Origin of the sequence: Brachybacterium vulturis (assembly GCF_043641765.1) — a bacterium.
In the GTDB taxonomy this organism is placed as follows: Bacteria; Actinomycetota; Actinomycetes; order Actinomycetales; family Dermabacteraceae; genus Brachybacterium; species Brachybacterium vulturis_A.
The window spans coordinates 180,715-204,822 of record NZ_JBHZRO010000004.1; the positions used below are offsets into that span (position 1 = coordinate 180,715).

Sequence of the window (24,108 nt, forward strand, 5' to 3'; positions counted from 1 at the left end):
GTGCGGGTGCGACGATGGGCACATGGCGTTCAGCGACCTCTCCCGCCCCTGGCGCGCGCCCGGACACCCTAACCCGCGCGGCGGGCTGCTCCTGTGCCACGGGTTCACCGGCTCGCCGCAGTCGATGCGGCCCTGGGCCGAGGACCATGCCGCTCGCGGATGGGCGGTCGACCTGCCGCTCCTGCCCGGGCACGCCACCACGGAGCGGGAGCTCGCCGCGACCTCCTGGCGCAACTGGTATCACTGCGTGCGCGAGGCCGCCCTCGCCCTGTCCCAGGAGCATGGCCCGATCGCCGTGGGCGGGCTGTCGATGGGCGGTGCGCTCGCGCTCGCGCTCGCCGAGGACCCGCAGCTGCGCGGACGCATCTCGGCCGTGGTCGCCGTGAATCCGGGGATGACCCTGCCCGTGGCGGCGAACGCGGCCGGGCTGATCGCGCCGGTGGTGCGCACCCTGCCGGGAATCGGGTCGGACGTCGCGCGGAGCGGGGTCCGTGAAGAGGCCTACGGGCGCCTTCCGGTGCCGGCGATCGCGCAGCTGCGCCGCCTGTTCCGGCGCACGCGCCGGGCGCTCGGCGCAGTGGAGGTGCCCGTGCTGCTGGCCACCTCGCGCATCGATCACACCGTCCCGCCCACGGACAGCGACATCGTCGCCGCCGGGGTGCGCGGTCCCGTGGAGCGGCTGTCCCTGACCCGCAGCTTCCATCTGGCGACCCTGGACCATGATGCCGGGATGCTGTTCGAGGCCTCCGCACGCTTCCTCGACCAGCACGTCCCGGTACCGGGAGGTCGCTGATGAACACGGATCACGGGCCTCGGGACGTCGATGCCGAGTTCGCCCGGATGCTCGAGGGCGAAGGGCTGCAGCTGCGTCCCGGGCAGGCGCCGCGGGAACCTGCGGCACCGGAGCATCCGGCACCGTCGGATGACGCGGATCCCGCCGGCGCCGCCGACGAGTCGCTGTGGTCGCCCGGCGCCGATTCCCCGCCGGAGCCGCCCAGCGCGGAGTCCGTGGCCCGCTCGCGGGCGGCGCACCCCTCCGCAGGTGGCCTCGGTCCGTCCGGACCGCGCGATGCCGCGGTGCCCCGGGAGCTCGACGACGACGAGGTCATCTACGGGGACTTCGAGCAGCCGGACCCCGACCTGCCCACGCCCTCGGACGGGGCGATGTGGTCGTGGACCGCGCTGCTCGGAGGATTCGTGCTGATGCTCATCGTCGCCGTCACCCCGTCCCTGCCGGGCCTGCTCGGCTGGCTCGGCGGCCTCGCCACGCTCGCAGGGCTGGTCTCCCTCCTGCTGCGCGCGCCTCGGGAGCACGACGGCGATAGCGACGACGGGGCCGAGCTCTGAGGGCGTCGAGCCCGCAGATCAGCGGGCGAGGTCCGCGGCGCCGACGATCCCGGCCCGGTTGCCCATGCCGGCCACGACGAACGGGGCCAGCGGCCGGTGCGAGCGCGCCGTGAGATTCTTGGCGTAGGCCTCCCGGGCCGGCTCGAGCAGCAGGTCTCCGGCGGCGGCGACCCCGCCGCCGACGACGAACACGTCCGGGTCCAGCAGGGACGCGATCGAGGCCAGGCCCCTCCCCAGCCAGGTGCCGATCTCCGCGATCAGCTCCTGCGATCCGGGATCGCCCTGCTGGGCGAGCCGGGTGATCAGCGGACCGTCGATCTCCCGCTTGTTCCCACCTGCTGCCTGCAGCAGCGGGCTCATCAGCGGATCGCCCGCCCCGGCCCGCCGCTTCGCGGTGCGCACCAGGGCGGTGCCGGCGGTGTACTGCTCGAGGCAGCCGCGCCGGCCGCAGCCGCACCATTGGCCGTCCGGGACCGCGGTCACATGCGCGATCTCCCCTGCGAACCCGGCACTGCCGCGCACCAGCTGACCGTCCAGGACGATGGCCCCTCCCAGCCCGGTGCCCACGGTCACCATGAGCATGTGGGCGGCCTCGGTCGCGGCCCCGAAGCGGTATTCGGCCCAGCCGGCCGCGTTCGCGTCGTTCTCGACCACGACCGGAAGCCCGGTGAGGCGCTCCAGCTCCTCGGCCAGCGGATGCTGGCGCCAGGCGAGGTTGGCCGCGAAGTTCACGGTGCGTCGGTCGGCACCGACGAACCCGGCGGCCCCCACCCCGACACCGACCACGGCATGGTCCTTCTGCAGTTCGGCGACCGCGTCCGCCACGGCCGCCTCGATCAGGGCGGCGTCGGTCGCGGGCGTGCTGCGGGTGGTCGCGGTGATGATCTCCCCCGATTCGTCCACCACCCCGGCCGCGATCTTGGTCCCGCCGATGTCCACTCCGATGGAGAGCATGCCGCTCCTGTCAGTTCCGGTCCTCGCGCTGCCGAGGACAGCTGTCGCGAGGGCATCTGCCCCGCTGCCTGTCATGCGCCATCGTATGCGTCACCTGCCGTAAGCTTGAGACGACCCCACCAGCGCTTCCGGGCAGCCGCTGGCCGTGCCCGCCTCGCGCCCCTGGCCGGATCGAAGGAGATTCGATGAAGCAGTTCACCTCGCCGCCGCAGCATGAGAGCCGTCCAGACGAGAACACGACCGACCTCCTGCTCGGGAGGCTCCGCGCCAACCCGTCGGTCCCCATCTACGAGCTCGCCCAGGACGACGGGACCTACCGGCCCCTGAGCACCGCTGACTTCATCGAGGAGGTCACGCAGATCGCGAAGGGGCTGATCGCCACGGGCATCGAGTCCGGTGATGTGGTCGCGATCCTCTCCCGCACCCGCTACGAGTGGGCACTCATGGACTGGGCGGTGTGGTGGGCAGGCGGGATCAGCGTCCCGATCTACGAGACCTCCTCCCCCAGCCAGATCCAGTGGATCGCCTCCGACTCCGCGGCGAAGTACGTGCTCGTCGAGTCGACCCGGCACCAGGAGGACGTGGAGTCCGTCCGCGGCGAGCTCCCGGAGCTCAGGCACATCGGGGTGCTGGAAGACGGAGCCCTCGAGACCCTGAAGACACGCGGCGCCGAGGTGAGCGACCAGGACCTCGAGGCGCGACGCACCAGTCGGCGGCTGGACGACGTCGCCACGATCATCTTTACCTCCGGGACCACCGGCCGACCCAAGGGCGCCGAGCTCACCCATGCGAACTTCGTGGACACCACCCGCAGCGCGCTGAACCTGCTGGGCGAGCAGGTGCTGCCCCCGGGCAGCCGGCTGCTGATGTTCCTGCCCATGGCCCACGTGTTCGCCCGCCTGATCACCGTGCTCGCCGCATCCTGGCCGGTCACCACCGCGTTCACCTCGGACACGAAGACCCTGCTGCCGGACCTGGCCGCCTTCAAGCCGACGTTCCTGCTCGCCGTGCCACGGGTGTTCGAGAAGGTCTACAACGGTGCGGAAGCCAAGGCCATCGCCGCGGGCAGAGGCAAGATCTTCACCGCCGCCGCAGAGACGGCCATCGCCCACTCCACCGCGCTCTCCGCGGGGAGGGTGCCGCTCGCACTCCGGGCGAAGCACGCGCTGTTCGAGAGGCTGGTCTACGGCAAGCTCCGCGACGCGATGGGTGGAAACGTCCAGTGGGCGGTCTCCGGCGGTGCGCCGCTCGGCGCCCGGCTGTCCCACTTCTTCCGCGGCATCGGCGTGACGATCCTCGAGGGGTACGGGCTCACCGAGACCACCGCGCCGATCTGTGTGAACCTCCCCTGGGACGTGCGCCCGGGCACTGTCGGCCCGCCGCTGCCGGGCAGCACCGTCGCGATCGACGAGAGCGGCGAGATCCTGGTCAAGGGCGTGATGGTCTTCGCCGGCTACCACAACAACCCCGAGGCCACGGCGGAGTCGCTCCAGGACGGCTGGTTCCGCACCGGAGACCTGGGGGCGCTCGACGCGGACGGGAACCTCACCATCACCGGCCGCTCCAAGGAGGTCATCGTCACCGCCGGCGGGAAGAACATCTCCCCGGCCCAGCTCGAGGACCAGCTGCGCTCGCACCCGCTGGTCAGCCAGTGCGTGGTGATCGGTGACCAGAAGCCCTTCGTCGCGGCGATCCTCACCCTGGACGCGGAGATGCTGGGCACCTGGCTGAAGAACAACGGGCTGCCCGAGATGACCGTCGCCGAGGCCGCGAAGCACGAGCAGGTGCGTGCAGAGCTGCAGACGGTGGTGGACCGGGCGAACCGGACCGTCTCCCGCGCGGAGTCCATTCGGGCCTTCGAGGTCATCGATTCGGACTTCACCGAGGAGAACGGCTACCTCACCCCCTCGCTGAAGCTGAAGCGCAACGTCGTGGTCAAGGACCTGGCGCCGATCATCGAGGCCATCTACTCGGGCGAGAAGCCGAGGAGCTGACCGCACGGATATCGCGACCCCGACGGCGGGGCGGCCTCGCGCCGCTGCGCTGTCGGGGTCGCGTCGTACGCTTCGCCCATGTCCGCGCGCCGCCAGCTGAGCTTCGATGATCTCGGCACCCCGTTGGCGGAGGCGACGCTGGTGGTCGTCGACCTGGAGACCACCGGCACGGATCCAGCGGCCGACGCCATCACCGAGATCGGCGCGGTGAAGGTCCGCGGCGGCGAAGTGCTCGGGGAGTTCCGCACCTTCGTCGACCCCGAACGTCCGATCCCCGCCTACATCGCGGCGCTCACCGGGATCACCGACGCGTCCGTGGCGGAGGCACCCTCCATCCGCACGGTGCTGCCGATGTTCCTCGACTTCGTCGGGGAGGCGGCACTGGTGGCGCACAACGCCCGTTTCGACATCGGCTTCCTCAGCGCCCAGGCGGCCGTCTGCGAGATCAGCTGGACCAAGCCGCCGGTGCTGGACACCCTCGCCCTGGCGCGCACCGTGTTCGGTCGCGACGAGGTCCGCGACCACAAGCTCTCCACCCTGGCCCGGCACGTCGGGGCGAGCATCACACCGGACCATCGGGCGCTCTCCGACGCACGGGCCACCGTCGACGTGCTGCATGCGATCATCGAGCGGCTCGGTGCCGCCGGTGGGTCCACCCTCGAGGACCTGGGCACCGCCCATCGCCGCGCGACACCCACGCAGCTGCGCAAGAAGCATCTCGCCGCGGACGTCCCGTCGGTGCCCGGGGTGTACCAGTTCCTCGATGCGGAGGGGGCGGTGCTCTACGTCGGCACCTCCCGCAACCTGCGCTCCCGGGTGCGCACCTATTTCACCGCCGCGGAGACCCGGCGCAAGGTGCTGGACATCCTCCCGCGCGTCGAGTCGATCCGGGTCATCGAGTGCGCCACCCCGACCGAGGCAGGGATCCGCGAGCTGCGGATCATCGGCCGCGAGCAGCCGCCCGCGAACCGCCACGGCCTGAATCCGCAGAAGGCGCACTGGCTGCGTCTGGGCCCCGGCGGGCAGGGCCTGCGGGCCGCTCGGCTGGCGAAGGCCGAGACGGACGGTTCGGCCCAGCTCGGGCCGCTGGCCTCCCGGCACGAGGCCGAGCCGCTGCGCGGGCTGCTGACCGACGCGGTCCTCGGACGGGGCGCCGCCTTCGACTCCTCCTCGCGCCGGGAGCTGACCTCCGAAGGGCACCGCGCCCGGCTGCGACGAGCGATCCTCGAGGATCCCGCCGAGGTGCTCGACCATGTCGCCGCCCGGCTCCGCTCCCACGTCCAGGCGGGTCGCTACGAGGACGCGGAGAAGCTGCGCAGGCTCACCCACACCTATCTCACCGCAGCCCGGCGCGCCTGCCGTCTCCGCGCCCTCGCGGAGGTGCCGCTGCTCATCGCCGCACGCCCCAGCACGGAGGCGGTGATCGGCGGGCGCGGGTGGGAGCTGCTCGCTGTCCGCCACGGTCGCTTCTCGGGCACCACCCTGGTGGCCGCCGGCAAGGACCCGCTCCCCTTCGCCCGCTCCCTGGAGCTGACAGGGACCGGGGAGGCGGATCTGGCCGCACCGCTGTGCCAGGGGTACCACCAGGAGGCGGAGATCCTGCTGACCTGGCTCGAGGGCGACGGGGTGCGCATCGTGCTGGTCGACGGCACCTGGCAGGTCCCGGCCAGGGCCCGATTCGACCAGGAGCATCTCGCCCGGCGCTTCGCCCGGACCGGCGAGGCCGAGGAGGCATAGGCTCGGGGGAACGCCCCGCCGCTGCCGGCGCCCCGTCGAAGGAGAAACCATGATCACCGCCATCGTCTCGATCGTCGTCGAGCCCAGCCGCATCCCCGAGGTCGCCCAGGAGATCGTCGACATCGAGGGGATCGAGCAGGTGTACTCCGTCACCGGCGACGTCGACCTGATCGCGATCGCCCGGGTGCGGGCGCACGAGGACCTCGCCGGCGTGATCGCCGGAGCGCTCAGCCGGGTCGACGGCGTGCTGGACACCACCACGAACATCGCCTTCAAGACGTACTCGAAGCAGGATCTCGACGCCGCCTTCGACCTCGGCATCGACGGCTGACCCGGCGAGCGGGAGACGCTCCGGCCGCCGAGCAGGGCCTGGGCGCGGTGCCTGCTCAGCCGCGGCGGGCGACGACCTCCTGCGATGCGGCGGCCCAGCTCTCGACCAGCGCGGCCGGTCGGCCGGAGTCCAGCGCCGCGGCGACCTCCCCGTAGGCGGCGGCAAAGCGCTCCTCGAAGCCGTCGGCCGCCGCCTCATCGATCCCGTCGAAGGCGACCACCCCGGCGGCGGCGTTGAGCAGCACCGCCTCACGGATCGCGCCCATCCGGCCGGTCCGGACACCGGCATAGAGATCGCGGGCGACCTCGGCGTTCTCCTGCGCACTGCCGCCGCGCAGCGCATCGTGCCCGCTGCGCGGCACCTCCAGCAGCACCGACGGATCCAGCACGTGCTCGCGCACCTGGCCGCCGCGCACCTCCCAGACGTCGGAGGGGGCGGTGACGGTGAGTTCGTCCAGACCGTCCCGGCCGCGGAAGACCAGCGCACTGGTGCCGCGAGAGGCGAAGACCCCCGCGACCACGGGCGCGATCACGGTGTCCGCGACCCCGACCGCACTGGCACGCGGCCGGCCCGGGTTCGTGATCGGGCCGAGGATGTTCATCACGGTGGGGATGCCCAGCCCTCGGCGCGCCTCGGCCGCGAACTTCATCGACGGATGGAACACCTGGGCGAAGAGGAAGGTCATTCCGATCTTCCCCACCAGGTCCTCCACGTCCGGCACCGGCAGGTCCAGCCGCACGCCGAGCGCCTCCAGCACATCCGCCGACCCGGATTTCGAGGTGGAGGCGCGGTTCCCGTGCTTGACCACCGTCCTGCCGGTCGAGGCGATCACCATGGACGCCATCGTCGAGATGTTGACCGTCTGCGCGAGGTCGCCGCCGGTGCCGACGATGTCCACCGCTTCCCGCGGCACCGCGACGGCGTGGGCGTGGGCGATCATCGAGTCCGCCAGCGCCTCCAGCTCGCTGCTGGTGACCCCCTTGGCCTGCAGTGCGACGAGGAAGCCGGCGAGCTGCACGGGGCTGGCGGCCCCGGCCATGACCTCGTCCATCGCCCAGGACGCCGCGGCCGCTTCCAGCTCCTCGCCACGCACCAGACGCGAGGTGATCCGTGACCAGGTGGGGGTGTTCTCGCTCATGCCCCGATCATCGCATCACCGACTCCCCGGCCGTCGACCTGCTCACGGAACGGATCACGGAACGGTCACAGCCCCGCAGGGGCCGGTCACCAGGAGTGATCGGAAGCGTGTCCTGGTTCGTGACACGTCGTCAGGAGGGATATGCTGGCCCGGTCCGCCCGGGGCGCAGGCCCCGCGATGTGCTCGGTCGTCGTGTACCGGCACACCGAATCTGACGACACGACATAATGGTGACGTGACTACAGCGACCCTGACTGAGCGCCCCTCCGCCGCTGCCGCCCCAGCGGTCGGCCGCCCGAACCCGACGCAGATAGGCACCCTCGTCTGGCTCGCGAGCGAGCTGATGTTCTTCGGCGGCCTGTTCGCGATGTTCTTCACCCTGCGCTCGATGGCGCCGGACACCTTCACGGCCGGTGAAGCCAACTTCAAGCACGGCTTCGCCCTGCTGAACACCTCGATCCTGGTGTTCAGCTCGGTCACCTGCCAGATCGGCGTCTTCATGGCCGAGGGTCGGTTCCCCTGGGGCCGGCCGTTCCCACCCCGCAAGCGTCGCGAGGGCTCGGTCCTCAACGTCGCCGGCTGGGGGATGATCGAGTGGTACACCCTCACCTTCATCCTCGGCGCGATCTTCGTCTCCGGACAGGCCTACGAGTACACCGAGCTCGTCCATCACGGAGTGACGATGTCGTCCTCTCCGTTCAGCTCGGTCTTCTTCCTCTCCACCGGCTTCCACGGCATCCACGTGATCGGCGGACTGATCGCGTTCCTGATGGTGCTGATGCGGGCGTACGTGGCGGACGAGTTCACCGCGCACGAGCAGGTCTCGGCGATCTGCATCTCCTACTACTGGCACTTCGTCGATGTGGTCTGGATCGTGCTGTTCTTCATCGTGTACATGCTCGACCCGATCATGGCGCTCGGCGATTCGGGGCACGTGATCCCGGTGACGTTCGACTGGAGCATCTTCTGATCCCCGCAGCCAGCCCGGCCAGCACGCCCGGCTGCACCCCAGCATCCCCCTCCTCCGTCCGCCCCCTCCACGAATCGAGGTCCGCACCGTGAAGGCTCTCGCCGCACGTCGCCACCACCCGATGGCGCTACTCGTGATCCTGCTGCTCGCGCTCGTCGCGACCGGTGGGCTGTACGCGGCACTCCAGCCGCAGACGGCACAGGCCGAGGCCTACACGCAGGACGATGTCGAGGCCGGCGAGGCGCTCTTCCTCGCCAACTGCGCGACCTGTCACGGTCGCAATGCCGCCGGCCTCACCGATGCCGACGGCAGCGCGCTCGGTCCCTCGCTGATCGGCGTGGGCGCGGCCGCGGTCGACTTCCAGGTGGGCACCGGCCGCATGCCGATGCAGAGCTCCGGCGCGCAGGCGGCGCGCAAGCCCCCGCAGATGACCGAGGAGCAGACCCGCCAGCTGGCGGCCTACGTCGCCTCCCTGGGCCCCGGTCCCGCGGTCCCCGCCGAGGAGTGGCTGGACACCAGCCAGGGCGACGCCACCAAGGGCGGCGAGATCTTCCGCATCAACTGCGCCATGTGCCACAACGCCGCCGGTGCCGGCGGTGCGCTGACGCGCGGCAAGTACGCCCCGCCCGTCATCGGCATCGAGGCCAAGCACGTCTACGAGGCGATGGAGACCGGGCCGCAGAACATGCCGGTCTTCAACGACAACAACCTCACCCCCTCCGACAAGCGTGACGTCATCACCTACCTCGAGGAGCTCGAGGCGAACGGCTCTCCCGGCGGGATGAACCTGGGCTCGCTGGGTCCGGTGACCGAGGGCCTGTACGCGTGGACGATCATCCTCTCCCTGCTCCTGGGCTGTGCAGTCTGGCTGGGGGCGAAGGCGAAGTGAATGCGAGCATGAACAACAACCTCGACGGCAGTTCCTCCCCCCGTGTCAGCGCGGTCGCCCCCAGGGAGGGCGGCGGCTTCCCGAACCCGGGCCTGCCCCCGCACGTCCATCGCCAGGCGGATCTGTCCAAGACCGCGGAGAAGCGCGCCGAGCGCATCGTCGCCGCCATGTTCCTGCTGTCGGTCGTGGGCACCGTCGTGTTCATCGCGGCGTACTTCGTGGTGACACCGACCGGCATGAACATCTTCGCCGAGGAGGGCTCCGCGAGCGCCCTGTGGTGGTCGAACCTCGTCACCGGACTCGGTTTCGCGGCGGCCATGTTCTTCATCGGTGCGGCCGCGATCCACTGGGCCAAGACCCTCATGCCCGATGACGAGATGGTCGAGGAGCGCCACGACATCCGCAGCACCGACGAGACCCGGGAGGCCGCGGTGGGCATCATCACCGACGGCTTCGAGGAGTCCGGCATCGCTCGGCGTCCCCTGATCGTCACCGCGATGGTGGCGTCACTCGTGGCACTGCCGATCGCGGTGCTCGCCCCGCTGTCCACGCTGGGCCCGCTGCCGGGCAACAAGCTCCACCACACCTTCTGGGGTCAGAACCCGCGCCAGCGCCTGGCCCGGGACCACGACGGCACGCCGATCAAGCTGTCCGACGTCGCGCTGAACTCGATCTTCCATGTCATGCCCGAGGGCCTCACCCACGAGACGCCGCACCACCTCGAGGAGCGTGCGAAGGCGGCAGCGGTGATCGTCCGCATCGACCCCGCGCTCTCCAAGAACGAGCAGAGCGCATCGATGGGCGTCGAGGGCGTGCTCGCGTTCTCGAAGATCTGCACCCATGTGGGCTGCCCGGTAGCCCTCTACGAGCAGCAGACCCACCACATGCTCTGCCCGTGCCACCAGTCCACCTTCGACGTCACCGACGGCGCCAAGGTGATCTTCGGCCCGGCACACCGCCCGCTCCCCCAGCTCCCGATCGAGGTGGACGACGAGGGCTACCTCGTCGCCCCCGGCGACTTCACCGAACCGATCGGTCCCAGCTTCTGGAACATCCACAAGGACAAGCCCATGTCCGACGCGCCCAAGGACAAGTGATCTCGTGACGACCACGACTCCCAGCCCCCGGAAGCAGGCTTCCGTCGACGCGGACAGCTCCCGCGTCCACAAGCTCGGCGCAGTGGGCGGCGACTGGCTCGACCAGCGCGTCGCCGGCGGCGGCCTCGTCAAGTTCATGGCCCGGAAGATCTTCCCCGACCACTGGTCGTTCATGTTCGGCGAGGTGGCGCTGTACAGCTTCGTCATCCTGCTGATCTCGGGCACCTTCCTGACGATGTTCTTCGACCCCTCGATGGAAGAGGTCGTCTACAGCGGCCCGTACGTCCCGCTGCAGGGCGAGACCATGTCGAGGGCCTATGAGTCCACGCTCGAGATCTCCTTCGAGCTGCGCGGCGGCCTGCTCTTCCGCCAGATGCACCACTGGGCGTGCCTCGTGTTCATGGTCGCGATCTTCGTGCACATGTTCCGGGTGTTCTTCACCGGCGCGTTCCGCAAGCCGCGCGAGCTGAACTGGATCGTCGGCTTCACGCTCATGGTCCTGGGCATGGTGGCCGGCTTCTCCGGCTACTCCCTCCCGGACGACGTGCTCTCCGGCAATGGTGTCCGGATCATCGACGGCCTGATGAAGGCGATCCCGGTGGTCGGCACCTACCTGTCGATGCTCCTGTTCGGTGGCGAGTTCCCGGGCACGGATATCATCCCTCGCCTGTTCACGATCCACATCCTGCTGGTCCCGGCGTTGATCCTCGGGCTCATCGGCGTCCACCTGGTGCTGCTGGTGCTGCACAAGCACACCCAGTACCCCGGGCCTGGCCGCACCGAGCGCAACGTGGTCGGCTTCCCGGTGTTCCCGGTGTATGCGGCCAAGGCCGGTGGGTTCTTCTTCCTGGTCTTCGGCGTCATCACGCTGATCTCTGCGACGACCTCGATCAATGCGGTGTGGGTCTACGGCCCGTACGACCCCTCCCCCGTCTCGGCGGGATCGCAGCCGGACTGGTACATGCTCTGGACGGACGGCGGACTGCGCCTGATCCCGGGCTGGGAGTTCACCATCTTCGGGTACGTGATCTCGCTGAACATGCTGATCCCCTTCGCGGTGTACGGCCTGTTGCTGGCGTCGCTCGCGCTGTACCCGTTCATCGAGGCCTGGGTGACCGGTGACGATCGTGAGCACCATCTGAACGATCTGCCCTACAACGCCCCGGTGCGCACCGGGCTCGGTGTCGCCTGGCTCATGGTCTATCTGATCCTTGCGCTCGCGGCGACGAACGACCTGATCGCGATCGCGCTGAATCTGTCGATCAACGATCTGACGTGGGCGTTCCGCATCGGGATCTTCGTGGCGCCGGTCCTGGCCTTCTTCATCACCAAACGATTGTGTCTGTCGATCCAGCGTCAGAAGCGGCAGAAGGCCCTCCATGGCGAGGAGACCTCGCGCGTGGTCCGCACGGGCACCGGCGAGATGCTGGAGATCCACGCGCCGCTCAGCGACTACGACCGCTGGGTGCTGGTGCAGCACGATGACTACCGTCCGCTCAGCGCGGGCAAGGGCGTCTCGTCGCTGCGCGCCAAGGCGAGCAGCTTCTTCTTCAAGGACCGCATCGAGCCGGTCACGCCGGCCGAGCTGCGGGCGGCGCTCGAGCACGCCGGCCACGAGAAGCATGTCATCGACGAGGCGACCGGTGGCGACTACCGCACCCCGGCCGAGAAGGTCGTGCACTGAGTCGACCACCGCGCCGGTCCACGGCGCACAGGACGGGCCCCGAGGGATTCTCCTCCCTCGGGGCCCGTCCTTCGTGCTGCGGTCACCGCGCAGGCGGCCACCGTGCAGGCGACGTGGGAGCGTCCGCGCAGGCACCGCTGCGTGCACCGCTCCCCTGTGCTCGTGAGCGGCCGGCAGCGTGGTCCGCCCCGCGAGCGGCCGGTGCACCGCGAGCAGCCCTGCAGTGCGCCGGAGTCCCCTGCTCCGCACGCAGTCGGTGTCGCTCCGCGGTGGGGTCAGTGCACGATGGGCGGGTGGGGGCGCCGGGGCCCCGGTGCCGGCCGGCCGGCGGCGGCCTCGACGAGGTAGCGCGCAGCCAGCGCTCCGAGGCGGCGATCCGCCCGTCGCAGGGCGCGCACGGAGCGCAACGGGGCACTCGAGGGATCCAGCTGCGCACTCCGCAGGGTCTCGCTCGCCCAGGTCGTCGCGGCCGTCAGAGCGGGGTCGTCGGGGAAGAGCCCACGCAGCTGCTGCTCCGCACGCTCCGCCGGACCCTGGCTGCTGCCGATCATGCTCATCGTCCCCTCCTCGGTGGCCGCGATACCAGCGAGCGGAGTCCTCTCCGCCGGGAGCGCGGCTGCTGGGCGTCACGCTAGCACCGGGCGGCCTCGTGTCCTCGGGTCCGGGAGCTGCTCTCTGCGGGGAGACGCGGTACCGGGGCGTTCATAGGCATTCCGCACTCCGAATACTGCGTTTATCAGACGTAACCCAGATGACAGCCATTCGCTGACCGGGCGTCGGCGCCGGGAGCGACCTCCCGGCCGCCTGAGCTCCCCCGCCAGCTGGGGGACGCACACCACCAGGACGCCCTCACCTGTTCCGGAGCCGCCGCGCACCGACGACGGACGGACGGCAGAAGGCCCCGCATCGAACCGATGCGGGGCCTTCGCTGCGAGGGGCTCGAGGGAGCCGCCGCAGTCAGCTCAGTGCGCGTGCTGGCCGGCGGAGAACTCCAGGACCCACAGGAGGATTCCGTAGATGGCGAAGATGACGCCGAAGGCGAAGATCCACCAGCCGGCGGCCACGCCGAGGAAGCACAGCGCAGCGCCGATCGCGACCCAGAGCGGTGCCCAGCTGTAGGGCGAGAAGCTGCCCTGCACGCCGGCGGCCTCAGACACCTCGCCGTCCAGGTCGTCCGAAGCGTCGAGCTCATGCCTGCGTGCGGCGATCGTGAGGGTCATCGCGATCATGAAGCCGAGGCCCGACAGGGCCAGGACCGCCGGGAAGCCGACGGTCTCGATGCCGAGCGGCTCATAGCGAGCCGTGAGGAACCCGTAGGCGATGCCCACGATCAGGAAGAAGACTCCCAGGATCCAGAAGATCTTTGCGCTTGCTCTCATGTCAGTTCGTCCTCGGGTTCAGGGCGGGCTCCTCCGCGAGCATGTGATCCTGCAGCGCGACCTCCGGGTGGTGCAGATCGAAGGCGGGACGCTCGGACCGGACGCGGGGCAGCGAGTGGAAGTTGTGGCGCGGCGGCGGGCAGGAGGTCGCCCACTCCAGGGACGATCCATAGCCCCATGGGTCGTCGACCTCGACCTTGACTCCCTTGAGGTGCGTGAGCACCACGTTCAGCAGGAACGGCAGCGTGGAGATGCCCATGATGAACGCCCCGACGGTGGAGATCTGGTTCATCCAGTCGAAGCCGTCCTCCGCCAGGTAGTTGACGTAGCGGCGGGGTGCGCCGGCAACGCCCAGCCAGTGCTGGATCAGGAACGTCATGTGGAAGCCGATGGTCATCAGCCAGAAGTGCAGCTTGCCGAGACCCTCGCCGAGCTTGTAGCCGAACATCTTGGGCCACCAGAAGTAGAAGCCCGCGAACATCTCGAAGATGACGGTGCCGGCCATCACGTAGTGGAAGTGGGCGACCACGAAGTAGGTGTCGGAGACGATGAAGTCCAGCACCGGCGAGGAGAGGATGACGCCCGTCAGGCCACCGAAGATGAAGGTGGTGAGGAATCCGAGGGTGAACAGCATCGGCGTCTCGAAGGTCAACGAGCCCCGCCACATGGTGCCGATCCAGTTGAAGAACTTCACTCCCGTCGGCACGGCGATGAGCATCGTCATGAAGGCGAAGAAGTCCAGCATCACCGCACCGGTGGTGTACATGTGGTGCGCCCACACGGTCACGGAGAGAGCGGCGATGGCGATCGTCGCACCGACCAGCGTCTTGTACCCGAAGATCGGCTTGCGCGAGAACACCGGGATGATCTCCGTGGCGATGCCGAAGAAGGGCAGCGCGAGCACGTACACCTCGGGGTGGCCGAAGAACCAGAACAGGTGCTGCCACAGGACCGGTCCGCCGTTGGCGGCGTCGAAGATGTTCGCCTCGAAGCGTCGATCCGCTCCCAGCGCGAGCAGCGCGGAGGCCAGCGGCGGGAAGGCCATCAGCACCAGCACGGCGGTGATCAGCGCGTTCCAGGTGAAGATCGGCATGCGGAACATGGTCATGCCGGGCATGCGCATGCACAGGATGGTGGTGATGAAGTTGACCGAGCCCAGAATCGTGCCGAAGCCCTGCAAGGCCAAGCCGAAGACCCAGAGATCACCTCCCAGGCCGGGGGAGAACGTGGTGTCCGACAGCGGCGCGTAGGCGAACCAGCCGAAGGAGGCCGCGCCCTGCGGGGTCAGGAAGCCGGAGACGACGATGATCGAGCCGAACAGCGTGATCCAGAAGGCGAACATGTTCAGGCGCGGGAACGCCATGTCCACGGCGCCGATCTGCAGCGGCACCAGGTAGTTCGCGAAGCCGTTGAACAGAGGCGTGCCGAACATCAGCAGCATGATCGTGCCGTGCATGGTGAACAGCTGGTTGTACTGGTCCTTGGAGACCACGACCTGCAGTCCCGGCTCCCACAGCTCCGCACGGATGCCGAGCGCGAGCAGACCGCCGAACGCGAAGAACGCGAAGGCCATGCCCATGTACATCAGGCCGATCAGCTTGTGATCGGTGGTGGTCAGAAGATTGAAGGCGTGCCGACCGAGGCTCGTCGGCCGCTCCTCCTGGAACCGCCTGGGCACCGACGTGCTCGGTGCGGCGGTGGTCTCGGTGCTCACTCGTTCTCTCCCTCGGTCCCGGCGGTCGCCGTCTCCTCGGAGTAGCGAGGACCGGCGTCATCCTGCTTGTCGCGCATGCTCCACTCCTGGTCATTGCGGTTCAGGTCGACGCCGAGCTGGCCCTCGAGCCCCTCGGCCCGCAGCTCCTCCATGTGCGCGTCGAACTCCTCCGGGGAGACGACGACCACGTTGAACAGCATGTCGGAGTGGTACTCGCCGCACAGCTCCGCGCACTTGCCGGCGTAGACGCCCTCACGGGTCGGGGTGACCTGGAAGGTGTTGGTGTGCCCCGGCATCATGTCCTTCTTGTACAGGAAGTCCACGACCCAGAACGAATGGATCACGTCACGGGAGTCGAGGCGGAACTCGACGGTCTGTCCGACGGGCAGGTACAGCGTGGGCAGCGACTCGGCCGCCCCGGGCTCGCCGGTGGCGAAGGACTGCACGCCGGCGGGCTCGTGGACGTCGTCGTCGACATAGTTGATGTCCCAGCTCCACTGCTTGGCCACGACATTGACGGTGTAGTCGGGCTCAGCCGTGTGCATCTCGACTTCACGGGTATCACGCTGGGTGAAGTAGAAGAAGGTCAGCACCATGACCACCGGCACGAGCGTGAACATCAGCTCGAGCGGCACGTGGTAGCGCAGCTGGACCGGGAAGCCGGTGTCGTGCTTGCGGCGCCGGTAGGCGATCGCGCACCAGATCGTCAGTCCCCAGATGATGAGGCCGACGATGACCAGGACGGCCCAGGAGCCGACCCAGATGTTGGTGATCCGTTCGGTCCGGTCGGTGACTTCCTGACCATCGGCCGGACCGGGCATGTACCCGCGCTGCTGCGCCTGGGTGCAACCGGCGAGGACCAGTGTGGCCAGGGCGAGGCCTGCTGCCGCTGCGCGGCGTCCGCGTCGCGCGCGCTGGGGGACCTGGGGGATCACAGGGGATGACCTTCCGCTCGTCGTCTCCGGACCTCGCCACCGGGCCGCGCGCTCTGGCTCGGCCGGCTCCGCGATCTGGAGCTGGTACTGATGTGGGCGGGACATGCCCACGGTGCCGCGCCCTTCCCCACGGGAAGGACCGTGGCGGGCACGGGGCCCACCCTTTGACGGCACAACGTCATCATACGGCTTCCCGGAGGTGCTGTGGCCACCTCGACTCGCCGCGATCCGTGCCGTCCCGGAGTCCGTGATCGGTCCGTGACCTCGAGGTCGCCGGCCTCACACGGAAAAGGGCCCGGCCAGGTGACGCGATCGTCACCGGGTCGGACCCTGACCTCCTGACCGGCAGCCGTCCCCGCATGCGGGGACGGCTGCCGGTCGGTGCGGCTCAGCCGAAGGAGTCCCCGCAGGCGCAGGAGCTGCCCGCATTGGGGTTGTCGATCGTGAAGCCCTGCTTCTCGATGGTGTCGGCGAAGTCGATCACCGCACCGGCGAGGTACGGGCTGCTCATCTTGTCGACGACGACCTCGACCCCGTCGAAGTCCGCGACCAGATCGTTGTCCATGACGCGCTCGTCGAAGTACAGCTGATAGATCAGGCCGGAGCAGCCACCGGGCTGCACGGCGATCCGCAGGCGCAGATCGTCACGGCCCTCCTGCTCCAGCAGAGTGGACACCTTCTGGGCGGCGCCGGGCGTGAGGTCGACGCCATGCGCAGCGGCGGGACGCTCGGTAGTGGGCGTTGTCATGAGGTCCTCCTCGAAACTCGTGTCCGGCCAGGATACGCCCCACCGGGCCGGAACGGGGAGCGGAGGTCCCGGCGCGCCGTCGCGCCCCGGACCCCGTAACGCCCGCAGGTCACAGCGCGCCGCGGAAGAGGGCCACCAGGATGACCCCGAGATACCCGAGCAGCACCCCGACCACGGCGCCCGTGGCCCCGTCGCGACTGCGCCCCGTGAGCACCATCGACGCCGCGGCCACCAGGACGGCCGCGACCACGATGAGGCCCCACCACACGAAGAAGTACCCGGCGAGGAAACCGATCACGATGCCGCCGAGCAGCATCGGGACCAGCAGCGGCGAGATGGGGGTGCTACCGTCACCGCTCCCCGACCGCTGCGAGGGTCCGGGGCGCTGGGAGGGGTGGCTCATGCCCGTCCTCCACCGAGAGCGCCGGCACCGCGCAGCAGCAGCGCTTCGGCGAGACAGACCTTCGCGAACTCTCCCAGATGGAGCGACTCATCGATGCCGTGGGCCCGGGACTCCGGGTCCTCGACCCCGGTGACGAGCACCTCGGCCTGCGGGAACACCTCGAGCAGGTCGGCGATGAACGGGATGGAGCCGCCCAGTCCGGTGTCCACGGCAGGGGTTCCCCAGGCGCGCGCGAAGGAGTCCCGGGCGAGGTCCATCGCCGGTGCCGCCTGGCGGGCGCGGTAGGGCTTGCCCTGCTCGCCGCGGCGGATCGTGACCTGTGCAGTGGCCGGCGCATGGCTCTCCAGGTGCGCGACCAGGGCCGCCATCCCCGCGGCGGGGTCCTCGCCCGGGGGGATCCGCAGGGACACCTTGGCCCGCGAGACGGGTATCAGCGTGTTGGAGGCCTCCCGCACGCTCGGTGCGTCGATGCCGATCACGGAGAGCGCCGGGCGCGTCCACAGCCGCGCGGTCAGCGAACCGCTGCCCGCGAGCTCCGCACCCTCAAGGACCCCGGCGTCGCGCCGGTAGTCGGCCTCGTCCATCTCGACACTCGGGTCCTCGGCGCGGGCCAGTCCCTCGACGGCCACCTCGCCGTTCTCGTCGTGCAGGGTGGCCAGCAGGCGGGACAGCTGGGTCAGCGCGTCGAGCACCGGCCCGCCGAACAGTCCGGAGTGGACGGCATGGTCCAGTGCCCGCACCTCGACCACGAGGTCCACCACGCCGCGCAGGCTGGTGGTCAGGGCGGGGGTGCCCACCGCCCAGTTCGCGGAGTCCGCGACGATGATGAGATCGGCCTCCAGACGGTCCCGGTGGGTCTCGATGAAGGGACGGAAGGTCGGAGAGCCGGCCTCCTCCTCGCCCTCGACGAAGACCGTCACCCCGATGCCGTCGGCGGCGAGCTCCTCGCCGACCAGGCGCAGGGCCGTGACATGGGCCATCACGCCGGCCTTGTCGTCCGCCGCGCCGCGACCGTAGAGCCGGCCGTCCCGTTCGACGGGGTCGAAGGGGTCGCTGGACCAGTCCTCGACGTCCCCGGTGGGCTGGACGTCGTGGTGCGCGTACAGCAGCACCGTCGGCCGGCCCTCGGCGGCGGGGGTCCGTCCGATCACGGCCGGGCTGCCGCCCTGGACAGACTCGATGCTCACCTCGGCCATCCCGGCGCCGCGCAGCAGCGCGGCGACCGCCTCGGCGCTGCGGCGCACGGGTTCGTGGTCGTAGCCGTCGAAGGCGATCGACGGGATGCGCACGAGGTCCTTGAGGTCCTCGACGGCGGTCGGCAGCAGCGGCTCGAGCCGGGCGCGCAGCGCCTCGACCTCCTCGGCTCCACCGGTGCGAGCAGTGCGGGATGAGGGATCAGGAGTGCTCATGACCGTCACGGTACCGCCGCCGGGCGGCGGCACGGTCCGTCCGGGCCGTGTCGCGCGGGCCGCTCGGGGAGGCCACCGCCGACGTCGCCTAGACTGCTGCGGTGATCTTCCGCAAGTCCGCACCCCCGCCGAGCCCCGAGCCCGAGCCGCAGTCCGCGCGCCCCGGTTCCAAGGGACGTCCCACCCGTACCCGCAAGGAGGCCGAGGCGGCTCGCCGCCGGCCCCTGGTGGTCGATGACCGCAAGGAGGCACGTCGCCGGGACCGGGAGCGGGCCAGCCGCGAACGGCAGGAGTCCCAGCAGGCCCTGATGAGCGGCGATGAGAAGAAGATGCCGCCTCAGCACCGAGGCCCTGAGCGCAGCTTTGTGCGGGACGTGGTCGACTCCCGCTGGAACATCGCGGAGCTCTTCTTCCCGGTCGCGCTGGTGTTCATGGTCATCTCGCTCGTCCTGCCCCTGATCCGCCCGGAGCTCACCACGTCGTTGAGCACCGGCATGATCATCGTGCTGTGGGGTGGGATCGCCGTGTGCGTGGTCGACAGCCTGTTCCTGCGCAAGCGGATCCGGCGCCAGGTCACCGAGCGCTTCGGCGAGGTCCCGCGCGGTCTGGTGGGCTACGGCATCATGCGAGCGATCCAGATTCGTCGCTTCCGTCTGCCCCGCGCGCAGATCAAGCACGGCCAGGCGCCTCGCTGACCCGACTCCGCACCTCTGCCCCGGCACCGCCGCTCGGGTGCGGCCCCGCCATCGACACGAGAACGGCCGACGCGAAGCTCCGCGTCGGCCGTTGCTCTGTGCGCAGAGCCCGGTTCAGGCCCCCGCTGCTCGGTTCGGGGCGGTGTCGGCGGAGGCAGATTCCGCCTGCTGCCCGCGCGGAGCAGGCGTGGTGTCGACCCCGGCCTCCTTGCGCTGCTGCGGGGTGATCGCCGCCGGAGCGGCGGTCAGCGGGTCGAAGCCGTTGCCGGTCTTGGGGAAGGCGATGACCTCACGGATCGAGTCCTCCCCGGCGAGCAGGGCCACGATCCGGTCCCAGCCGAAGGCGATGCCGCCGTGCGGCGGTGCCCCGTACTGGAAGGCATCCAGCAGGAAGCCGAACTTCTCCTGCGCCTCCTCCTCGCCGATGCCCATCAGGCGGAACACCCGCTGCTGCACGGACTGGTCATGGATACGGATCGAGCCGCCGCCGATCTCGTTGCCGTTGCACACGATGTCGTAGGCGTAGGACAGCGCCGCGCCGGGATCGGTGTCGAAGGTGTCCATGAACTCGGGCTTCGGCGAGGTGAAGGCATGATGCACGGCGGTCCAGGCACCACCGCCCACGGCCACGTCGCCGGCGGCACGGGCATCGGCCGCCGGCTCGAACATCGGTGCGTCGACGACCCAGACGAAGGCGAATGCCTCCTGATCGATCAGTCCGAGCCGCTCGGCGATCTCCCCGCGGGCCGCGCCGAGCAGGGCGCGCGAGGCCTTCACCTCACCGGCGGCGAAGAAGATGCAGTCGCCGGTGGAGGCACCGGTCGCCGCGAGCAGGCCGGCCTTCTCGGTCTCGGAGATGTTCTTGGAGACCGGTCCGGTGAGGGTGCCGTCCTCCTGCACCAGCACGTACGCCAGGCCCTTCGCGCCGCGCTGCTTGGCCCAGTCCTGCCAGGCGTCGAGCTGGCGACGGGGCTGGGACGCGCCTCCCGCCATGACGACCGCGCCCACGTACGGGGCCTGGAACACCCGGAACGGGGTGTCCTGGAAGTACTCGGTCATCTCGACCAGTTCGAGGTCGAAGCGCAGATCCGGCTTGTCGGAGCCGAAACGGCGCATCGACTCGGCGTAGGTGAGGCGCGGGAAGGGAGTGGTGATCCGGTGACCGCCCTGGGCCCACACGGCGGTGAGGATCTGCTCGGCCAGGGAGAGGATGTCCTCCTGGTCCACGAAGCTCATCTCGACGTCGAGCTGGGTGAACTCGGGCTGGCGGTCGGCGCGGAAGTCCTCGTCGCGGTAGCAGCGGGCGAGTTGGAAGTACTTCTCGATGCCGCCCACCATCAGCAGCTGCTTGAAGAGCTGCGGGGACTGCGGCAGCGCGTACCAGGAGCCGGGGGACAGGCGTGCCGGGACCAGGAAGTCCCGGGCGCCCTCGGGGGTGGACCGGGTCAGCGTCGGGGTCTCGACCTCGACGAAATCCTGGTCCAGCAGGGTGTCGCGGGCTGCGCGGTTGACCTCGGAGCGCAGACGCATCGCGGCTGCCGGGCCCTGCCGGCGCAGGTCCAGGTAGCGGTAGCGCAGGCGCGCCTCCTCCCCCACGTCGGTGTGCTCGTCGAGCTGGAAGGGCAGCGGCGCGGAGACGCTGAGCACCTCGACCTCGCTCGCGGTGACCTCGATGTCGCCGGTGGGCAGCTGCGGGTTCTCGTTGCCCTCGGGGCGACGGCCGACGCTGCCGATGACCTGCAGCACGTACTCGTTGCGCAGGTGCATCGCCTCGTCCTCGCGCACCACCACCTGGGTGACGCCGCTCGCGTCGCGCAGATCGAGGAACGTCACGCCGCCGTGGTCACGGCGACGGCCGATCCAGCCGGTGAGGGTGACGGTCTGTCCGATGTGCTCCTGGCGGAGCTCACCGGCGGTATGGGTGCGCAGCACGAGGTGTCCTTCTGATGGGGTCGACAGGTCATGGCTCGCCCGAGAGCCTGAGCGCTCGGCGGCCAGCACGCGCGACGGCGTGAGTGGCCACCTTACCGCGCAGGGTGAGCGATCTCGCCACCGCGGCACTGTTGCTCGGGCCATCCCGCCCGTAGAATCGACCACGGTCCGACCTGCGAGAGTGCAGGTCTGTTTTCGCCCGAGATCGCCCGAGCCGCATCGTGCCACCGCACGATCCTCGTTGCGCGAGATGTATGGGCGCCCACGCCCGTTGACCGGGCACTCACGCCCTGCGACACGTTAGGGCTTGTTCACCCCCTGACTGTCGAAGGACACCATGACCGACGTTTCCCCTGCCCCCGACTCCGCCGCCCCCGAGCAGCCCGAGACGACCGCGCCGTCAGAGACCGCGCAGTCAGAGGCCGCGCCGGTCGAGCCGGAGGCCCCTGCCGGCCCCAGCTTCGACGACATCGCACTGCCGACTCCCCTGCGCCGCGCGGTGGATGAGCTCGGCTTCACCACCCCCTCGGCCATCCAGGCCCAGGCCATCCCGCCGCTGCTGGAGGGCCGCGACGTGATCGGCGTCGCCCAGACCGGCACCGGCAAGACCGCCGCCTTCGGCCTGCCGCTGCTGGCCGCGATCGATCCCTCGCGCCGTGAGGTGCAGGCCCTCGTGCTCGCCCCGACGCGTGAGCTGGCGATGCAGGTGGCCGACGCCATCGCCTCCTTCGCCACCTCCATCGGCGGGCTCGACGTGGTCGCTCTCTACGGCGGGTCCCCGTACGGTCCGCAGGAGCGGGCCCTCGCCCGCGGCGCCCAGGTCGTCGTCGGCACCCCCGGCCGTGTGATGGACCACATGCGCCGCACGAACCTGCGCCTGGACACCATCCGCTTCGCGGTCCTGGACGAGGCCGACGAGATGCTGCGGATGGGCTTCGCGGAGGACGTCGAGGAGATCCTCTCCCACTCCCCCGCCAGCCGTCAGGTGGCGCTGTTCTCCGCCACCATGCCCTCGGCCATCCAGCGGGTCGCCCAGACGCACATGAAGGACCCGGTGCGGGTGAGCGTGAGCCCGCAGTCCTCGACCGTCAAGAGCGTGACCCAGACCTACGCCGTGGTGCCGTTCCGGCATCGGACCGGCGCCCTGGCCCGCGTGCTGCAGACCTCTCCGGCGGAGGCCGCGATCGTGTTCGTGCGCACCCGCGCCGCCGCCGAGGAGGTCGGCACCGCCCTGCTCTCGCGAGGCCTGATCGCCGCATCGATCAGCGGCGATGTGCCCCAGAAGGAGCGGGAGAAGATCGTCGAGCGCCTGCGCGACGGTTCGCTGCAGGTGCTGGTCGCCACCGATGTCGCGGCCCGCGGCCTGGACGTCGAGCGGATCGGTCTGGTCGTGAACTTCGATGTGCCCAAGGAGGCGGAGTCCTACGTGCACCGCATCGGGCGGACCGGCCGCGCCGGGCGCTCCGGGGAGGCGCTGACCTTCATCGGTCCCCACGAGCGTCGGGCGCTGAAGAACATCGAGCGGGCCACCAAGCAGACCCTCGCCGAGGCGGACATCCCCTCCCCGCGCGACGTGTCCAAGCATCGTCTGGCCGCGCAGCTGACCAAGCTCCCCGAGCGCATCGAGCGCGGCCGCCTGGAGATGTACCGCGAGCTGATCGGCGAGTTCGTCACCGAGCACGGCCTCGATCCCCTCGAGCTCGCCGCCGCCCTCGGCGCGATGTCCGTCGGCGATGACGGCCCGGGATCCGCCTCCGAAGAGCAGGAGTTCACCGCGAAGCTGTCCGGAGACGACCGGCAGGTGGAGCGCGGCCCGCGCGGCGACGCCCCGAGCACCGAGCGCGGCTTCACCTCGTACAAGGTCGGGGTGGGCCACACCCACGGCGCCCGGCCGCCGGGCATCGTCGGTGCGATCACCGGCGAGGGCGGACTGCACGGCAAGGACATCGGCAAGATCCAGATCTTCCCCAACTTCGCCCTGGTCCAGATCCGCGGTGCGCTGTCCTCCGAGCAGATGGAGCGGATCTCCCGGGCCAAGGTCGGCGGCCGCGAGCTGCGGATCGGCCCCGATCAGGGTCCGCGCGGCGGCAAGGGCCCGCGGCGGGACGGCGACCGCCCGTTCCGCCGCCATGACCGTCCCCACCACGACGACCGCGGTGGCCGCTTCGACTCGAAGCGTCGCCCCTTCCGTCGCAGCGAGGGCTGAGCACCCCGCGCCTGCCGGACGAGGAGCGCCCCCGTCACCGGAGTCCGGTGACGGGGGCGCTGCACGTGGTGCGGTGGGGGTCAGCCCTGCTGCCTCGGCAGCTCTCCTGCCGTTCGCAGGCTCACAGCACGTCGATCAGCCCTGCTGCTGCTCCTGCGCCTCGGCGTAGGCCTTGCGGACCTCGTCCATGTCCAGGTTCTTCACCTGGCCGATGAGGTCCTCGAGCGCGGACTGCGGGAGGGCACCGGCCTGGGAGAACACCGGGATGCCCTCGCGGTAGGCGACCAGGGTGGGGATCGAGGTCACGCCGTAGCGCATCGCCAGCTCCTGCTGGTCCTCGGTGTCGACCTTGGCGAAGGTGACGTCCTCGTGGGTCTCGGAGGACTCCTCGAAGATGGGAGCGAAGCGCTGGCACGGCACGCACCAGCCCGCCCAGAAGTCGATCAGGACAATGCCGTCCTCGACGGTCTTGTCGTGGTTCTCGGTGGTCAGGGTATGCGTAGCCATGACCGGTCGAACGCCGCGGCACCCGGGAACATTCCCGTG

General features: G+C 70.1%; 22 protein-coding genes. 11 read left to right on the plus strand and 11 right to left on the minus strand.

What is annotated here, in order from left to right; genetic code table 11:
• The first annotated feature begins 22 nt into the window (after window positions 1-22).
• Window positions 23-793 carry an alpha/beta hydrolase gene (locus ACHUEU_RS04685; protein WP_394214738.1) on the plus strand — a complete coding sequence of 257 codons (771 nt, stop codon included), beginning with the start codon at window positions 23-25 and terminating at the stop codon, window positions 791-793.
• Window positions 793-1,347 (plus strand): hypothetical protein, encoded by a 555-nt coding sequence (locus ACHUEU_RS04690; protein ID WP_394214739.1) that lies wholly within the window; start codon window positions 793-795, stop codon window positions 1,345-1,347. Before ACHUEU_RS04685 ends, ACHUEU_RS04690 begins: the two co-directional genes overlap by 1 nt.
• Before the next feature lie 18 nt (window positions 1,348-1,365).
• On the opposite strand, the gene ACHUEU_RS04695 is transcribed toward ACHUEU_RS04690, so the two are convergent.
• A complete protein-coding gene (locus ACHUEU_RS04695; protein WP_394214740.1) occupies window positions 1,366-2,301 on the minus strand; it encodes an ROK family glucokinase in 936 nt (311 codons plus the stop codon).
• A 185-nt stretch (window positions 2,302-2,486) separates the two neighbouring features.
• On the opposite strand from ACHUEU_RS04695, the gene ACHUEU_RS04700 reads away from it, so the two are divergent.
• The 3 genes from ACHUEU_RS04700 (at window position 2,487) to ACHUEU_RS04710 (ending at window position 6,363) form a co-directional block, all read left to right on the plus strand.
• On the plus strand, window positions 2,487-4,295 hold the full coding sequence (locus ACHUEU_RS04700; protein WP_394214741.1) for an AMP-dependent synthetase/ligase: 1,809 nt from the start codon (window positions 2,487-2,489) through the stop codon (window positions 4,293-4,295).
• A gap of 78 nt (window positions 4,296-4,373) precedes the next feature.
• Window positions 4,374-6,032, plus strand: a complete 1,659-nt coding sequence (locus tag ACHUEU_RS04705; RefSeq protein ID WP_394214742.1) for a DEDD exonuclease domain-containing protein — start codon at window positions 4,374-4,376, stop codon at window positions 6,030-6,032.
• A gap of 49 nt (window positions 6,033-6,081) precedes the next feature.
• Complete coding sequence (locus ACHUEU_RS04710; protein WP_394214743.1) at window positions 6,082-6,363, plus strand: Lrp/AsnC family transcriptional regulator; 282 nt, start codon at window positions 6,082-6,084, stop codon at window positions 6,361-6,363.
• Between the two features lie 55 nt (window positions 6,364-6,418).
• On the opposite strand, the gene trpD is transcribed toward ACHUEU_RS04710, so the two are convergent.
• On the minus strand, window positions 6,419-7,501 hold the full coding sequence (trpD, locus tag ACHUEU_RS04715; protein ID WP_394214744.1) for an anthranilate phosphoribosyltransferase: 1,083 nt from the start codon (window positions 7,499-7,501) through the stop codon (window positions 6,419-6,421).
• A gap of 235 nt (window positions 7,502-7,736) precedes the next feature.
• Between trpD and ctaE the strand changes: the two genes are divergently transcribed.
• From ctaE to qcrB, 4 genes are all read left to right on the plus strand, one after another.
• The gene (ctaE, locus tag ACHUEU_RS04720; protein WP_394214745.1) at window positions 7,737-8,471 is read left to right on the plus strand and encodes an aa3-type cytochrome oxidase subunit III; all 735 of its coding nucleotides are present in this window, start codon (window positions 7,737-7,739) and stop codon (window positions 8,469-8,471) included.
• Window positions 8,472-8,559: 88 nt separating this feature from the next.
• The gene (gene qcrC, locus ACHUEU_RS04725) at window positions 8,560-9,360 is read left to right on the plus strand and encodes a cytochrome bc1 complex diheme cytochrome c subunit (protein ID WP_394214746.1); all 801 of its coding nucleotides are present in this window, start codon (window positions 8,560-8,562) and stop codon (window positions 9,358-9,360) included.
• A gap of 8 nt (window positions 9,361-9,368) precedes the next feature.
• Window positions 9,369-10,457, plus strand: a complete 1,089-nt coding sequence (gene qcrA, locus ACHUEU_RS04730) for a cytochrome bc1 complex Rieske iron-sulfur subunit (RefSeq protein WP_394214747.1) — start codon at window positions 9,369-9,371, stop codon at window positions 10,455-10,457.
• Window positions 10,458-10,461: 4 nt separating this feature from the next.
• Window positions 10,462-12,141, plus strand: coding sequence for a cytochrome bc1 complex cytochrome b subunit (gene qcrB / locus ACHUEU_RS04735; RefSeq protein WP_394214748.1), 1,680 nt, complete (start codon window positions 10,462-10,464; stop codon window positions 12,139-12,141).
• 275 nt (window positions 12,142-12,416) lie between these two features.
• Here qcrB and ACHUEU_RS04740 read toward each other — a convergent pair whose 3' ends face one another.
• From ACHUEU_RS04740 to ACHUEU_RS04770, 7 genes are all read right to left on the minus strand, one after another.
• Window positions 12,417-12,698 (minus strand): hypothetical protein, encoded by a 282-nt coding sequence (locus tag ACHUEU_RS04740; RefSeq protein ID WP_394214749.1) that lies wholly within the window; start codon window positions 12,696-12,698, stop codon window positions 12,417-12,419.
• Between the two features lie 405 nt (window positions 12,699-13,103).
• Window positions 13,104-13,520, minus strand: a complete 417-nt coding sequence (gene ctaF, locus ACHUEU_RS04745) for an aa3-type cytochrome oxidase subunit IV (protein ID WP_394214750.1) — start codon at window positions 13,518-13,520, stop codon at window positions 13,104-13,106.
• Between the two features lies 1 nt (window position 13,521).
• Window positions 13,522-15,234, minus strand: a complete 1,713-nt coding sequence (ctaD, locus tag ACHUEU_RS04750) for an aa3-type cytochrome oxidase subunit I (RefSeq protein ID WP_394214751.1) — start codon at window positions 15,232-15,234, stop codon at window positions 13,522-13,524.
• Window positions 15,231-16,169 carry an aa3-type cytochrome oxidase subunit II gene (ctaC, locus tag ACHUEU_RS04755; RefSeq protein ID WP_394214752.1) on the minus strand — a complete coding sequence of 313 codons (939 nt, stop codon included), beginning with the start codon at window positions 16,167-16,169 and terminating at the stop codon, window positions 15,231-15,233. The genes ctaD and ctaC overlap by 4 nt, the downstream gene beginning before the upstream one ends.
• A gap of 388 nt (window positions 16,170-16,557) precedes the next feature.
• Complete coding sequence (locus tag ACHUEU_RS04760; RefSeq protein ID WP_394214753.1) at window positions 16,558-16,917, minus strand: HesB/IscA family protein; 360 nt, start codon at window positions 16,915-16,917, stop codon at window positions 16,558-16,560.
• 109 nt (window positions 16,918-17,026) lie between these two features.
• Entirely contained in the window at window positions 17,027-17,320 is a 294-nt protein-coding gene (locus ACHUEU_RS04765) for a hypothetical protein (RefSeq protein ID WP_394214754.1), read from the minus strand.
• Window positions 17,317-18,729 (minus strand): dipeptidase, encoded by a 1,413-nt coding sequence (locus ACHUEU_RS04770; protein ID WP_394214755.1) that lies wholly within the window; start codon window positions 18,727-18,729, stop codon window positions 17,317-17,319. Before ACHUEU_RS04770 ends, ACHUEU_RS04765 begins: the two co-directional genes overlap by 4 nt.
• 101 nt (window positions 18,730-18,830) lie before the next feature.
• On the opposite strand from ACHUEU_RS04770, the gene ACHUEU_RS04775 reads away from it, so the two are divergent.
• Window positions 18,831-19,424 (plus strand): DUF3043 domain-containing protein, encoded by a 594-nt coding sequence (locus ACHUEU_RS04775; RefSeq protein WP_394214756.1) that lies wholly within the window; start codon window positions 18,831-18,833, stop codon window positions 19,422-19,424.
• A 114-nt stretch (window positions 19,425-19,538) separates the two neighbouring features.
• Here ACHUEU_RS04775 and aspS read toward each other — a convergent pair whose 3' ends face one another.
• Entirely contained in the window at window positions 19,539-21,356 is a 1,818-nt protein-coding gene (aspS, locus tag ACHUEU_RS04780; RefSeq protein ID WP_394214757.1) for an aspartate--tRNA ligase, read from the minus strand.
• Between the two features lie 337 nt (window positions 21,357-21,693).
• Between aspS and ACHUEU_RS04785 the strand changes: the two genes are divergently transcribed.
• Complete coding sequence (locus tag ACHUEU_RS04785; protein ID WP_394214758.1) at window positions 21,694-23,562, plus strand: DEAD/DEAH box helicase; 1,869 nt, start codon at window positions 21,694-21,696, stop codon at window positions 23,560-23,562.
• A 135-nt stretch (window positions 23,563-23,697) separates the two neighbouring features.
• On the opposite strand, the gene trxA is transcribed toward ACHUEU_RS04785, so the two are convergent.
• Entirely contained in the window at window positions 23,698-24,069 is a 372-nt protein-coding gene (gene trxA / locus ACHUEU_RS04790; protein ID WP_394214759.1) for a thioredoxin, read from the minus strand.
• Window positions 24,070-24,108 lie beyond the last annotated feature (39 nt).